Origin of the sequence: Pseudomonas sp. NBB, from assembly GCF_032701105.1 — a bacterium.
GTDB classification, from domain to species: Bacteria; Pseudomonadota; Gammaproteobacteria; order Pseudomonadales; family Pseudomonadaceae; genus Aquipseudomonas; species Aquipseudomonas asiatica.
The window spans coordinates 4,265,272-4,278,432 of the sequence record NZ_CP103994.1 but is presented as its reverse complement, the minus strand read 5'-3'; the positions used below and the strand labels follow the sequence as shown (position 1 = coordinate 4,278,432).

Genomic DNA, 13,161 nt, shown 5'->3' with positions numbered 1-13,161 from the left:
GTAGTGTCTACGGGTAATTTGGATTTCGAACAGTTCCGGGTCTTCCTGGAGAAAGCCTGTGGCATCCTGCTGGGCGAGAATAAGCAGTATCTGGTTTCCAGCCGTCTCAACAAGCTGATGGAGCAACAGGGCATCAAGAGCCTGGGCGAACTGGTGCAGCGCATCCAGGCCCAACCGCGCGGCGGCTTGCGCGAGCAGGTGGTCGATGCCATGACCACCAACGAGACCCTGTGGTTTCGCGATACCTACCCGTTCGAGGTGCTGAAGAACAAGGTCATCCCCGAGTTCATCCGCAACAACCCTGGCCAGCGCCTGCGCATGTGGTCGGCGGCCTGTTCGTCGGGGCAGGAGCCGTATTCCATCTCGATGGCTATCGACGAGTTCGAGCGCAGCAACCTCGGCCAGTTGAAGATGGGCGCGCAGATCGTGGCCACCGACCTGTCCGGCACCATGCTGACCAACTGCAAGACCGGCGAGTACGACAGCCTGGCGATTGCCCGTGGCTTGTCCCAGGAGCGCCTGCAGCGCTACTTCGACACCAAGGGGCCGGGGCGCTGGGCAGTCAAGCCGGCGATTCGCAGCCGCGTCGAGTTCCGCTCGTTCAACCTGCTCGACAGCTATGCCAGCCTGGGCAAGTTCGATGTGGTGTTCTGCCGTAACGTGCTGATCTACTTCTCGGCGCAGGTGAAGAAGGACATCCTGTTACGTATCCACAGTACCTTGAAGTCGGGCGGCTATCTGTTCCTCGGGGCTTCCGAGGCGCTGAACGGGCTGCCGGACCATTACCAGATGGTGCAGTGCAGTCCGGGGATCATCTACCAGGCCAAGTAACCAAGAGGGCCGGCAGCGAAAGTTGCCGGCCTTTTTGTTTGCCTGTGCCGGCCTCTTCGCGGGTAAACCCGCTCCTACAGGGGCGGCGCGGTACCTGTGGGAGCGGGTTTACCCGCGAAGAGGCCGGCGCAGGAGAAATGCTGACGTCAAATTTTTGTTTTGCCGCTTCTGCCGCCCGGCAATTGCCGCTTTCGCGGCCGAAGGCGGAAGGCCTTTGCCGCTTTTCTGGCATCACTCTGACAGCACCTCGCTCTGCAAGCCCGTATTTCCGGGCTTTCGGTTGTTTGGCACAGCCCTTGCTACACCTTGGCCAACGATATTCCGGTCAACCTCCGAAGGTTTCCCCGACATGAGCATCAGCTTCGACAAGGCGCTTGGTATTCACGAAAAGGCTCTGGGCTTCCGCGCCCAGCGTGCCGAAGTGCTGGCCAACAACATCGCCAACGCCGACACGCCCAATTACAAGGCGCGAGACATGGACTTCGCTTCGGTGCTCGCTGCCGAGAGCGACAAGCAGCAGAGCGGCGGCCGTTTCAGCCTGGATCGTACCAACAGCCGCCATATCGAGGCCGAGGGCCTGGCCATGGTTGACGATACCCTCAAGTACCGCACGCCAACGCAGCCGTCGATCGACCAGAACACCGTGGACGCGCAGATCGAGCAATCGAACTACACCGAAAACGCCATCGGCTTCCAGGCCAGCTTCACCTTGCTCAACAGTAAATTCAAAGGGCTGGTTTCGGCCCTGCGGGGAGAATGACCATGTCCCTTTCCAGTGTCTTCAACATTGCCGGTAGCGGCATGAGTGCGCAGAACACGCGCCTTAACACCGTTGCTTCCAACATCGCCAACGCCGAGACGGTGTCCTCGAGCATCGACCAGACCTACCGCGCTCGCCACCCGGTGTTCGCAACCACCTTCCAGGACGCGCAGGCCGGCGGTAGCCAGTCGCTGTTCGAAGACCAGGGCGAGGCAGGGCAGGGCGTGCAGGTAAAAGGCATCGTCGAGGATCAAAGCAACCTGGAGGCCCGTTACGAGCCCAACCACCCAGCGGCGAACAAGGACGGTTACGTCTACTACCCGAACGTCAACGTGGTCGAAGAGATGGCTGACATGATCTCCGCCAGCCGCGCGTTCCAGACCAACGCCGAGCTGATGAATACGGCCAAGAGCATGATGCAGAAAGTCCTGACCCTGGGGCAGTGATAGGAAGCCGACATGACCACCACCAATTCCACCACCGAAGCCGGTAGCGCGTACCTGACCTCGCTGCAGAAGCAGACGTCGAAGACCGACAGCAGCACAGGCAGCGCCGGCAGCGCCTTGGGCAAGGATGCATTCCTGCAGTTGCTGGTTACCCAGATGAAGAACCAGAACCCGCTCGACCCGCAGGAGAACGGCGAGTTCGTGGCGCAGCTGGCGCAGTTCAGCAGCCTCGAAAGCATGCAGTCTCTGAATGATTCGGTGACCAGTATCGCGGCCGGTTTGCAGTCATCCCAGGCCTTGCAGGCGTCGTCACTGGTCGGGCGCAACGTAATTGTCGAGACCAGCAAGGCTCTGGTCGACACCAGCAAGGAAATGAAAGGTACGGTCAATCTGACGTCGTCCAGTACTGCCACTTCGGTGGGCATCTACGACAAGGACGACAAGCTGGTGCGCACCATCGACCTGGGTACGCAGAAAGCCGGCAAGATCGACTTTACCTGGAATGGCCTGAATGACGACGGCGAAGCCGTCGCAGCAGGTGCCTACACCTTCAAGGCCACCGCCTCGATCGATGGCAAGGCCACCACCATGACCACCAACCTGCCGGCCTCGGTCACCAGTGTGACCATGGGCACCAACGGTTCGGAGATGACGCTCAACCTGGCTGGGCTGGGCAGTGTTGCGCTTTCCAAAATCCAAAGCATCGGCATCTAGGGCCTGAGCAAAACGACAGGAGTTACACATGTCTTTCAATACCGGCCTTAGCGGCCTCTATGCAGCGAACAAGGCCCTGAACGTTACCGGCAACAACATTGCCAACGTTGCCACCACCGGCTTCAAATCGTCGCGTGCCGAATTCGCCGACCAGTATTCCAACTCCATTCGCGGCACCAGCGCCGGCAAGACCGTGGTGGGCACTGGTGTGAAGACTGCTGCGGTGTCGCAGATGTTCTCCCCGGGCAATATCAACGGCACCGGCCAGGCCTTGGACATGGCCATCGATGGCAACGGCTTCTTCGTGATGAGCGACGGCGGTTCGAAGATCTACACCCGTGCCGGTGCGTTCTACAGCGACAAGGATGGTTACGTGGTCAACTCGTCGGGCGCCAACCTGCAAGGTTATGCAGTGGATGCCAATGGCAAGATCATGCAGGGCGTGCTGACCAACCTGCGGATCGATACCTCGAACCTGACGCCCAATCCGACCGGAAAAATCTCCGAGAACGTCAACCTGAACTCCAGTGCCACCGCGCCGGCCGTGACGCCGTTCGATCCCACCAATACCGGCAGCTACAACTACACATTCAACACCGACGTTTACGACAGCCAGGGTAACGCGCACCAGTTGAACCAGTACTTCGTCAAGGATGCCAGCAGCAACTCCTGGACCATGTACACCACCATCGATGGGCGTAACCCGGCCGACCCGACCTTGACCACGCCACTGACCAACAAGCTGCCGTTCAAGTCTGACGGCACCCTGGACACCGCGGCCATGACCGCAGGCCCGGTAGCCGGTGGCATGACCATCGCTGCCGACAAGACCTTCACCCTGGGCAACTGGATCCCGGCGCAGAAGAACGCTGCCGGCGTATGGAGCCCGAACGGCGCCACTGCCAACCTGGCCGGGGTGAACCTGGACATGCTCGGCACCACTCAGTACAACGCGGCAAGCGCCACCACCGCCAAGAGCCAGGACGGCTTCGCTACCGGTGAGCTGTCGGGCCTGACCATCGATCAAAGCGGCAACATGTTCGCCAACTTCACCAACGGCCAGGACAAGGTAATCGGCCAGGTGGCCATCGCCAACTTCGCCAACCTGCAGGGCCTGACGCCGATTGGCGGTACCAGCTGGCAAGAGTCCTACGCCTCGGGTGTGCCGGTGATCGGCGCTCCGGACACGGGTACTCTTGGCCAGATCAGTGGCGGTGCGCTGGAAGACTCCAACGTCGACCTGACCGGCGAGCTGGTCAACCTGATCAAGGCACAGAGCAACTATCAGGCCAATGCCAAGACCATCTCCACCGAAAGCACCATCATGCAGACCATCATCCAGATGGCCTGATGGTCATTGGGGCTGTCGTGCAGCCCGTCGCGACACAAGGCCGCTCCTACATGCCCACGCGGTTCCTGTAGGAGCGGCCTTGTGTCGCGACGGGCCGCAAAGCGGCCCCAAATTCTCGAGGTCCCAACGCATGAAACGGCTAATGCTCACAATCCTGTTGACCATGGCCCTGCCGCTCGCCGCCGCTCCCGCCCCGTTCTACCAATGGCAAAGCCTGGCCACCGGTCGCTACATGTGCTCGGCCAGCAGCCCGGGCGAAGGCTGGGTGCGCCATTCCGGTCCCTACAACAACGCCGCTTGCCGCACCTTCTAAGCAAACCCTTGCCGCAGGCGGCAAACATCCGCCGACAAACTGACGTTTATTGCCCCTCACCATGCTGAACCCCCTGTAAACAAGGGCTTTCAGAGTTGGTTCGATTATTGCTTTGACCTGCGCAGTGACAGCGCGGCAGCTACGCGCAGAGGAGATGCTGTGGACAAACTGCTTTATGTGGCCATGACCGGCGCCAGCCAGAACGCGCTGGCGCAGAAGGCCCACGCCAACAACCTGGCGAACATTTCCACCAACGGTTTCCAGCGTGACCTGGAGCAGGCACGTTCGATGCCGGTGTTCGGCGACAGCTTTCCGTCGCGCGCCTTTGCCATGACCGAACGCCCGGCCACCGACTTCAGTGAGGGCCCAATGGTCGAGACCGGCCGCGACCTGGATGTGGCGGTGACCGGCAAGGGGTTCATTGCCGTGCAGGCGCCCGATGGCAGCGAAGCCTACGTGCGTACCGGCAGCTTGAACATCGATGCCCTTGGCGTGCTACGTGCCGGCAATGGCATGCCGGTGATCGGTAATGGTGGCCCGATCGCCATTCCGCCGGAGCAGAAGGTGGAAGTGGGCGCCGACGGCACCATCAGCATTCGCTCCATGGGTGAAGACCCGCGGGTGATGGCCGAGGTCGACCGCATCAAGCTGGTCAACCCAGACACCAAAGGCCTGACCAAGGGCCTGGACGGCTTGATCCATACCCGCGACGGTCAGCCGGCCGACGCCGACGTCAACGTGCGGGTGGTGTCGGGTTTCCTGGAAGGCAGCAACGTCAATGCCGTCGAGGAAATGACCTCGGTGCTGGCGCTGTCCCGTCAGTTCGAACTGCACGTCAAGATGATGAATACGGCCAAGGAAGGCGACGAAGCCATGGCTCGGGTTTTGCAAATCGGCTAATCACTTTTGAACGGGTGCCGTAAAACAGGCGCACGAGGAGAATCAACATGCTTCCGGCTCTTTGGGTCGCTAAAACCGGCCTGTCCGCCCAGGACACCAACCTGACGGTCATTTCCAACAACCTGGCCAACGTCTCGACCACTGGTTTCAAGCGTGACCGCGCCGAGTTCCAGGACCTGCTGTACCAGATCCGCCGTCAGCCTGGCGCCCAGTCTACGCAGGATAGCGAGCTGCCCTCGGGCCTGCAGGTCGGTACCGGTGTGCGTATTGTCGGCACCCAGAAAAGTTTCGTTGCCGGCAGCCTGCAGACTACCGAAAACCCACTGGACATGGCGGTCAACGGCCGTGGGTTCTTCCAGATCCTGCAACCGGACGGCACAGTTTCGTATACCCGTGACGGTACCTTCCACCTGAACTCCGACGGCCAGATCGTCACCGCCAACGGTTACGCGCTGGAGCCTGCCATCGTCGTGCCGAACGACGCGCAGACCTTCACCGTCGGCCAGGACGGCACCGTGTCGATCACCACCGCCGGCAATCCGGCTGCGCAGGTGATCGGCAACATCCAGACCGCCGACTTCATCAACCCGGCGGGCCTGCAGGCGATTGGCGACAACCTTTTCCTCGAGACCGCCGCCAGTGGCGCGCCGCAGGTTGGCACCCCGGGCCTGAACGGGTTCGGCACCACCCTGCAGCAGACCCTGGAAAACTCCAACGTCAGCACCGTGGAAGAGTTAGTAAACATGATCACCACCCAGCGTGCCTACGAGATGAACTCCAAGGTCATTTCCACAGCTGACCAGATGCTGTCGTTCGTTACTCAACAGCTCTGAAGCAGGCAGCTCTAACCCCGTCACTCCGTTGCACCCGTGAGGTAAGCGTCATGAATCGTCTGTTGTCCGTTTTCGCCCTGGGGGGGGCGGTGTTGCTGGCAGGCTGCGTCGCGCCGACGCCCAAGCCCAACGACCCGTACTACGCGCCGGTACTGCCGCGCACCCCGTTGCCGGCAGCGGCCAACAACGGTTCGATCTACCAGGCCGGTTTCGAGCAGAACCTGTACAGCGACCGCAAGGCGTTCCGGGTGGGTGACATCATCACCATCACCCTCAACGAGCGCACATCGGCCAGCAAGAACGCCGGCTCGCAGATTCAGAAAAACAGCAACGCCAACATCGGCCTGACGTCATTGTTCGGCAGCACGCCGAGCACCAACAACCCATTCGGCAGCGGTGACCTGTCGCTGGAGGCCGGCTACAGCGGCGAGCGCGCCACCAAGGGCGACAGCAAGGCCACCCAGGGCAACACCCTGACCGGTTCCATCACCGTGACCGTGGCCGAAGTGCTGCCCAACGGCATCATCGCCGTGCGCGGAGAGAAGTGGCTGACCCTGAACACCGGCGAAGAGCTGGTGCGCATTGCCGGCATGATCCGCGCCGACGACATCGCCACCGACAACACCGTGCCGTCCACCCGTGTGGCCGACGCGCGCATCACCTATTCCGGTACCGGCTCGTTCGCCGATGCCAGCCAGCCCGGGTGGCTGGACCGCTTCTTCATCAGCCCGCTTTGGCCTTTCTGAGTACGGATGACCATGTTCAACGTGAGGCAGCTGATTGCCGCAACCCTGCTCCTGTCCTGTGCTTTTGGCGCCCAGGCCGAGCGCCTGAAGGACATCGCCAGCATTTCTGGCGTGCGCTCCAACCAGCTGATCGGTTACGGCCTGGTGGTGGGGCTCAACGGCACGGGTGACCAGACCACCCAGACGCCGTTCACCCTGCAGACCTTCAACAACATGCTGTCGCAGTTCGGCATCAAGGTGCCGGCCGGCTCCGGTAACGTGCAGCTGAAAAACGTTGCAGCAGTGTCGGTGCATGCCGACCTGCCAGCGTTCGCCAAGCCAGGCCAGGTGGTGGACATTACCGTGTCCTCGATTGGTAACTCCAAGAGCCTGCGCGGTGGCAGCCTGCTGATGACCCCGCTCAAGGGTATCGATGGCAACGTCTATGCCGTGGCCCAGGGCAACCTGGTGGTGGGCGGCTTCGATGCCGAGGGCCGTGACGGTTCGAAGATCACCGTCAACGTTCCGTCAGCCGGTCGCATCCCTGGCGGTGCTACCGTCGAGCGTGCGGTGCCGAGCGGCTTCAACCAGGGCAACAGCCTGACCCTGAACCTCAACCGCCCTGACTTCACCACCGCCAAGCGCATCGTCGACAAGGTCAACGACCTGCTCGGCCCGGGCGTGGCCCAGGCCGTGGACGGCGGTTCGGTGCGGGTCACGGCGCCGATGGACCCTAGCCAGCGCGTGGACTACCTGTCGATCCTCGAGAACCTCGAGATCGACCCGGGCCAGGCGGTCGCCAAGGTCATCATCAACTCGCGTACCGGCACCATCGTCATCGGCCAGAACGTCAAGGTGTCGCCGGCCGCGGTGACCCACGGCAGCCTGACCGTGACCATTACCGAAGACCCGATCGTCAGCCAGCCGGGGCCGTTCTCCAACGGCCAGACCGCCGTGGTGCCGCGCTCGCGGGTCAATGCCGAGCAGGAAGCCAAGCCGATGTTCAAGTTCGGCCCGGGCACCACGCTGGATGAAATCGTCCGCGCGGTGAACCAGGTGGGCGCAGCGCCCAGCGATCTGATGGCCATCCTCGAAGCCCTGAAACAGGCCGGCGCGTTGCAGGCCGACCTGATCGTGATCTGAGGACGTTGCGGATGAACAGCAAAAGCCTGGTTTCAGGTAGCGTCGACAGCGGCGCCTACACCGACCTCAACCGCCTCAGTTCGCTGAAGGTGGGTGACCGCGACAGCGAAGCCAACGTGCGCAAGGTGGCCCAGGAGTTCGAATCGCTGTTCATCAGCGAAATGCTCAAGGCCTCGCGCAAGGCCAGTGACGTGCTGGCCGACGACAACCCGATGAACACCGAAACGGTGAAGCAGTACCGCGACATGTACGACCAGCAGCTGGCCGTGAGCATGTCCCGCGAAGGTGGAGGTATTGGCCTGCAGGATGTGCTGGTACGCCAGTTGACCAAAGGCCGTAGTGCGTCCATCAACACCAGCCCGTTCCCACGGGCCGATGCCAGTGGCCCGGCATTGTGGGGCAGCAAGGTGGCGGAGCCGGCGCATGCCGCTGATTCGGCGTCTGGCCGCAACGATGTTGCCGCGCTCAATGCGCGGCGACTGGCGTTGCCGAGCAAACTCACCGACCGCCTGCTGGCCGGCATCGTGCCGTCGGCGGCCACCGCTAACAGCGCTGCCGTGCCGGCCCGTGACGGTCAGCAGGTAGCCCAGGCCTTCGCCGTGCCGGACAACGGCCTGCGCATACTTGGCCGCGCCGTGGCCCAACCGCCACTGGCCCCGAACAAGGCCTTTGCCGACAGTGACGAGTTCGTCGCCACCATGCTGCCGATGGCCGAGCAGGCTGCCAAACGCATTGGTATCGACCCGCGCTACCTGGTGGCCCAGGCTGCTCTGGAAACCGGCTGGGGCAAATCGGTAATGCGCAATACCGATGGCAGCAGCAGCCACAACCTGTTCGGCATCAAGGCCACCGGCAACTGGCAGGGCGAGCAGGCGCGGGCGATCACCAGCGAGTTCCGTGACGGCCAGTTCGTCAAGGAAACGGCTGCATTCCGCAGCTACGACTCATACCAGGACAGCTTCCACGACCTGGTAAGCCTGTTGCAGAGCAATTCCCGCTATCAAGATGCCCTGAATTCGGCCGATAACCCTGAGCAGTTTGCAAGAGAGCTGCAAAAGGCAGGTTATGCGACCGACCCGGGCTATGCGAAGAAAATCATCAGCATCGCCCGGCAAATGCAAGCAACCCCGCAATACGCCATGGCTGGCAGAACCACGAATCTATAAAAGGACTAAATCATGTCGAGCCTGATTTCCATCGGCCTGAGTGGCCTGAGTGCCAGCCAGGCGGCATTGTCGGTCACCAGTAACAACATCGCCAACGCTGCGACCAGTGGCTATTCGCGCCAGCAGACGATCCAGGCAGCGGGCCCTTCGCACAACATCGGCGCGGGCTTTTTGGGCACCGGTACCACGCTGTCGGATGTGCGCCGCATCTACAGCGCCTATCTGGACAACCAGTTGCAGACCGCCACCTCGCTGCAGGCCGACTCGGTCGCCTTCCAGGACCAGATCACCAGCGTCGACAAGCTGCTGGCCGACCGTGACACCGGCATCAGTTCGGTTCTTACCGCATTCTTCTCGGCCCTGCAGACCGCATCGGCCAAGCCTGGTGATGTTGCCTCGCGGCAGCTGCTGCTGACCCAGGCGCAGACCTTGAGCAACCGCTTCAACGCGGTGTCCACGCAGCTGAACCAGCAGAACGAGGTGATCAATTCCCAGCTCGATACGCTGGCGGGGCAGGTCAACAAGCTCACCGGCAGCATCGCCGAGTACAACAAGCAGATCGCCGCCGCCAGCGCTACCGGCAACACGCCCAACAGCCTGCTGGATGCGCGCAGCGAAGCCGTGCGCCAGCTCAACGAGCTGGTCGGTGTGACGGTGCAGGAGCGTGATGGCAACTACGACGTATACCTGGGCAGTGGCCAGTCGCTGGTCACCGGCAACAAGGCCAATACGCTTTCGGTGCAGCCGGGTACTGCCGACAAGAGCCAGGCCAGCCTGCGCATCAACTATGAGTCGTTCAGTTCCGACGTGACCTCGGTGATCACCGGTGGCACCATCGGCGGCCTGTTGCGCTATCGCCAGGACGTGCTGACGCCGTCGATGAACGAGCTCGGCCGTGTCGCCCTGGTGGTAGCCGACAGCATCAACAGCCAGCTGGGCCAGGGCCTGGATGCCAACGGTCAATTCGGCAGCTCGCTGTTCTCCAGCATCAACAGTGCCACCGCCGTTGCCCAGCGCAGCCTGGCCTCGTCGAACAACAGTGCTGGCTCTGGCAACCTCAACGTGACCATTGCCGACAGTGGCGCGCTGAGCACCTACGACTACGAGGTGAAGTTCACTAGCGCCAATCAGTACAGCGTGCGCCGCTCCGACGGCACCGACATGGGCACCTTCGACCTCAGCGCCGACCCGGCACCAGTGATCGACGGCTTCACCCTGTCGCTGAATGGCGGCGGCCTGGCGGCTGGGGACAGCTTCAAGGTGATCCCCACCCGTTCGGCAGCCGGTAGTATCACCACCACCCTCACCGATGCCAACAAGCTGGCTTTTGCCGGGCCGATCAGTGCCACGGCGGGCAGCGGCAACAGTGGTACCGGCACCATCACCCAGCCAACGCTGGGCGAATCGCTGAACATCTATGGCGGTGCCGATACCGCGCTGGTGCAGCAGGCGATACGGGATTCGATGCCGGTGCGCGTGGTGTTCGATGCCGCCAGCGGGGGTTCGCAAGGCTACAAGCTGTACGATGCCAAGGGCACCCAGATTGGTACCGGCAGCGTGGTGCCAGGGCAGGACAACAAGCTGTCGATCGCCGTGCCGATGCGTGATGCGTCCGGTAACCCGATTCTCGATGGCAGCGGCAATCCGCGTACCTTTGCCGTCGAAACCACCATTGGCGGCAGCCCGGCTACCAACGACAGCTTCACCCTGTCGTTCAATGCCGACGGCAAGGCCGACAACCGCAACGCCAACGCACTGCTGGACCTGCAGACCAAGTCGACTGTGGGCACCAACTCCGGCACCGGCACCAGCTTCACCTCGGCCTATGCCTCGCTGGTCGAGCGGGTAGGGGCCAAGGCCAGCCAGGCCGCCATCGATACCACGGCGACCCAGGCGGTGTTCAAGTCCGCCGCCGAAAGCCGAAGTGCGGTGTCGGGCGTCAACCTCGATGACGAGGCGGCCAGCCTGGTGAAGTTCCAGCACTACTACACGGCGTCGTCGCAGATCATCAAGGCGGCGCAAGAAACCTTCAGCACCCTGATCAACGCCTTGTAAGGAGTAGACTACCGTGCGCATTTCCACTGCTCAGTTCTACGAGACCAGCGCCACCGGCTACTCGCAGAACTACTCCAACCTGGCCAAGATCACCGAACAGGTTACCTCCAAGTCGCGCATCCAGTCGGCCGGCGACGACCCGGTCGGCGCTGCGCGCCTGCTAGTGTTGCAGCAACAGAGCGCCTTGCTGGACCAGTACAGCGGCAACATGACCACAGTCAAGAACGCCCTGTTGCAGGAAGAGAGCGTGCTGTCGACTATCAACGATGCCCTGCAGCGCGCCAGCGAGTTGGCGATCCAGGCCGGCAACGGTGGCCTGAGCGATGCCGACCGTACCTCGATTGCCAGTGAGATCAAGGAAATCGAAGCCAACGTCTTCGGTCTGCTGAACTCGCGCGACGCCAACGGCGACTACATGTTTGGCGGCTCCAAGTCGTCGACCCCACCCTATGTGCGCAACGCCGACGGCACCTACAGTTACCAGGGCGACCAGACCCAGCTGAGCCTGCAGGTGTCCGACACCCTGCGCCTGGCGACCAACGACACCGGCTACAGCATTTTCGACCAGGCCACCAACAACAGCCGCACCCAGTCGAACCTGGTGGCACCGTCGCCGGATGATGGCAAGGTGCTGCTCTCTGGCGGCCTGCTGACGTCGGCCACCACCTACAGCAACCAGTTTGCTGCTGGCCAGCCTTATACCGTCACATTCACCAGTGCCACCGAGTACAGCGTGAAGGACGCAGCCGGCAACGACATCACCAACGAAACCGCGGGCAAGGGCAAGTTCGACGTCAATACCGAAGGCGGCAAGATGATCTCGCTGCGCGGGGTCGACTTCGAGATCAACCTGAACCTGGCCGAAGGTGACGATGCCGACGCTGTTGTGGCCGGCCATGTGTTCACCCTCGAAGCCAAGCCCGATACCCTGACGGCGACGCGCAGCGCCGGCAACCCGTCGACGGCGCAGGTGACCGGCAGCAGCGTCACCGACCCTGAAGCCTACCGCAGCACCTTCCCCAGCAACGGCGCGGTGATCCGCTTTACCAGCGATACCGAGTATTCGCTGTATGCGCAGCCGTACAGCGCCGACAGCAAGCCGATCGCCACGGGCACGGTAGGGGCGGGTAACGCGGTCACGGTGGCCGGCGTCACCTACCAGTTCGACAGTACGCCAGCACAGGGTGATCAGTTCTCGGTGAACGCCAATACCCACCGTACGCAGAACGTGCTGGACACCCTGGGGCAGCTGCGTAGCGCCCTGGAAAAGCCGCTCGACTCGCCGGAAGCGCAGGCTGCGCTCAAGGCCGCTACCGACTCGGCGATCTCCAACCTGGCCAGTGCCCGTGATCGCATCGACATCACCCGTGGTTCGATCGGTGCGCGGGGCAACTCGTTGGATATTCAGGCGCAGGAAAACGAAAGCCTTGGGCTGGCCAACAAGAGTACGCAAAGTGCCATCGGTGATACCGACATGGCCTCGGCGACCATTCAGCTGACCCTGCAGCAGGCCATGCTCGAAGCCTCGCAGCTGGCGTTCGCGCGCATTTCGCAGTTGAGCCTGTTCGATAAGATCTGATACGCCTGCCTGACCCTGGGGCTGCTGCGCAGCCCTTTCGCGACACAAGGCCGCTCCCACAGGTCCTCCTCTCTCCTGAACGTTGTGCAATCTCTGTGGGAGCGGCCTTGTGTCGCGAAAGGGCCGCAAAGCGGCCCCAGCAATACTTGCTGCGAAGCTGATAATTTGGGGCATTGTGTCTGCCTGGTCATTCCCCGAATTCCCCAGTCCCCACACCCTCCGCACGGCTTTCGTAGCATTTCAATGTGACCAATGAGTCAAAACGGTCATCTTCCCTGTATTCTATGCAGCAGCTGTTGCAGCATTTTGTTACCGGTGCGCAGGCGAGCACTGCCTTCAGCCCCC

The 13,161-nt window shown here is 62.2% G+C and carries 13 protein-coding genes; all 13 read left to right on the top strand.

Going from position 1 to position 13,161, the window contains the following annotated elements; genetic code table 11:
• Positions 1-3 precede the first annotated feature (3 nt).
• The 13 genes from cheR (at position 4) to NY023_RS19850 (ending at position 12,816) form a co-directional block, all read left to right on the top strand.
• Entirely contained in the window at positions 4-831 is an 828-nt protein-coding gene (gene cheR / locus NY023_RS19910; RefSeq protein ID WP_044047135.1) for a protein-glutamate O-methyltransferase CheR, read from the top strand.
• A 349-nt stretch (positions 832-1,180) separates the two neighbouring features.
• Entirely contained in the window at positions 1,181-1,591 is a 411-nt protein-coding gene (gene flgB / locus NY023_RS19905; RefSeq protein ID WP_023661397.1) for a flagellar basal body rod protein FlgB, read from the top strand.
• Between the two features lie 2 nt (positions 1,592-1,593).
• Positions 1,594-2,037: a flagellar basal body rod protein FlgC gene (flgC, locus tag NY023_RS19900; protein WP_025340101.1), complete on the top strand. Its 444-nt coding sequence runs from the start codon at positions 1,594-1,596 to the stop codon at positions 2,035-2,037.
• A gap of 12 nt (positions 2,038-2,049) precedes the next feature.
• Positions 2,050-2,751 carry a flagellar hook assembly protein FlgD gene (flgD, locus tag NY023_RS19895; RefSeq protein ID WP_013973625.1) on the top strand — a complete coding sequence of 234 codons (702 nt, stop codon included), beginning with the start codon at positions 2,050-2,052 and terminating at the stop codon, positions 2,749-2,751.
• Between the two features lie 28 nt (positions 2,752-2,779).
• Complete coding sequence (gene flgE, locus NY023_RS19890; RefSeq protein ID WP_013973624.1) at positions 2,780-4,102, top strand: flagellar hook protein FlgE; 1,323 nt, start codon at positions 2,780-2,782, stop codon at positions 4,100-4,102.
• A gap of 142 nt (positions 4,103-4,244) precedes the next feature.
• Entirely contained in the window at positions 4,245-4,415 is a 171-nt protein-coding gene (locus tag NY023_RS19885) for a hypothetical protein (protein ID WP_013973623.1), read from the top strand.
• 159 nt (positions 4,416-4,574) lie between these two features.
• On the top strand, positions 4,575-5,315 hold the full coding sequence (flgF, locus tag NY023_RS19880) for a flagellar basal-body rod protein FlgF (RefSeq protein ID WP_013973622.1): 741 nt from the start codon (positions 4,575-4,577) through the stop codon (positions 5,313-5,315).
• Between the two features lie 47 nt (positions 5,316-5,362).
• Entirely contained in the window at positions 5,363-6,148 is a 786-nt protein-coding gene (gene flgG / locus NY023_RS19875) for a flagellar basal-body rod protein FlgG (protein WP_013973621.1), read from the top strand.
• 50 nt (positions 6,149-6,198) lie between these two features.
• Complete coding sequence (gene flgH, locus NY023_RS19870) at positions 6,199-6,894, top strand: flagellar basal body L-ring protein FlgH (RefSeq protein WP_013973620.1); 696 nt, start codon at positions 6,199-6,201, stop codon at positions 6,892-6,894.
• Positions 6,895-6,906: 12 nt separating this feature from the next.
• The gene (locus NY023_RS19865; RefSeq protein ID WP_015271237.1) at positions 6,907-8,016 is read left to right on the top strand and encodes a flagellar basal body P-ring protein FlgI; all 1,110 of its coding nucleotides are present in this window, start codon (positions 6,907-6,909) and stop codon (positions 8,014-8,016) included.
• An 11-nt stretch (positions 8,017-8,027) separates the two neighbouring features.
• The gene (gene flgJ / locus NY023_RS19860) at positions 8,028-9,182 is read left to right on the top strand and encodes a flagellar assembly peptidoglycan hydrolase FlgJ (RefSeq protein WP_013973618.1); all 1,155 of its coding nucleotides are present in this window, start codon (positions 8,028-8,030) and stop codon (positions 9,180-9,182) included.
• A 12-nt stretch (positions 9,183-9,194) separates the two neighbouring features.
• Positions 9,195-11,237: a flagellar hook-associated protein FlgK gene (flgK, locus tag NY023_RS19855; protein WP_013973617.1), complete on the top strand. Its 2,043-nt coding sequence runs from the start codon at positions 9,195-9,197 to the stop codon at positions 11,235-11,237.
• Between the two features lie 13 nt (positions 11,238-11,250).
• Positions 11,251-12,816 carry a flagellar hook-associated protein 3 gene (locus NY023_RS19850; RefSeq protein ID WP_013973616.1) on the top strand — a complete coding sequence of 522 codons (1,566 nt, stop codon included), beginning with the start codon at positions 11,251-11,253 and terminating at the stop codon, positions 12,814-12,816.
• Positions 12,817-13,161: the final 345 nt, after the last annotated feature.